Annotated in this window: 1 protein-coding gene; it reads right to left on the minus strand. The window is 45.0% G+C overall.

Going from position 1 to position 857, the window contains the following annotated elements:
* The coding region (locus tag IAQ59_RS22020) for an IS4 family transposase (protein ID WP_209333013.1) at positions 1-857 on the minus strand (857 nt) is incomplete at both ends.

Below are 857 nucleotides of genomic sequence, written 5' to 3' on the forward strand. Positions count from 1 at the left end.
GGGATTTTGAAAAACACCCCCCTGCTTTAAACCGAACAATTCAAATTGTACTATTTTCAGATCCCTGTCCACATGTGATAATCTGCCCGATTTGACAAGTTTTATCAGCGATATGTATGAGCACATGTTTATTGCTGCCATGTTTACAATCGTCACAAACTGCTCGGCCTGCTTGCACTGCCGGTGAATCACCGAAAGCAACAAATTTGCTATCAGAGCTATCCACACCTGCGTCTTGATTCCCTCCGAGCTGTCCGAGTAAAAATACCCCAATTCAAAATTTTGCTTGAGCTGTTTGAGCAGTATCTCGATGTTCCATCTGTATTTGTAGAGGAGAATGATCGTGCTGTGGCTGTAGTCAAACATATTTGACACAAACTCCAGTACCTTCCCACTGACCGGGTCTTTATAAGTGATCAATCTTGCTTTTAGAGGCTCTTTTGACGGGTTTAGCAGGATTATTTGGTCGGCAACGACCCCTCCGTCGGCATAATCACTGATGTGGTTTTTATGGCCTTCCAGAACCAGATATTCCGCATTTTCATTGAGCCTGGTCACAAAATTGGTTCCCTTCTCGGACCACTCCAGCCATTTTTGGTACTTCACATACCCTTTGTCAAAGACATAGATTGCGCCTTTTTCAGCTTCAAGCTGTCCGAGAAAATATTTGTCGTTGCACGCCGCTTCCGTAATGTGTATCAGAGAGGGCACGAAACCGCCCAAGGGCAGTTTGGCATGGATTTTAAGACCTCCTTTCTTTGTGCCCATCATCGGATTGCGCCCGGCACCTTTGAATACATCCACGAAAAGTGAGATCGTGGAAGAATCGACGAAGAAAACCTTTCCCGTATCCACTT

This window comes from Lunatimonas salinarum (assembly GCF_017811155.1).
GTDB lineage: Bacteria > Bacteroidota > Bacteroidia > Cytophagales > Cyclobacteriaceae > Lunatimonas > Lunatimonas salinarum.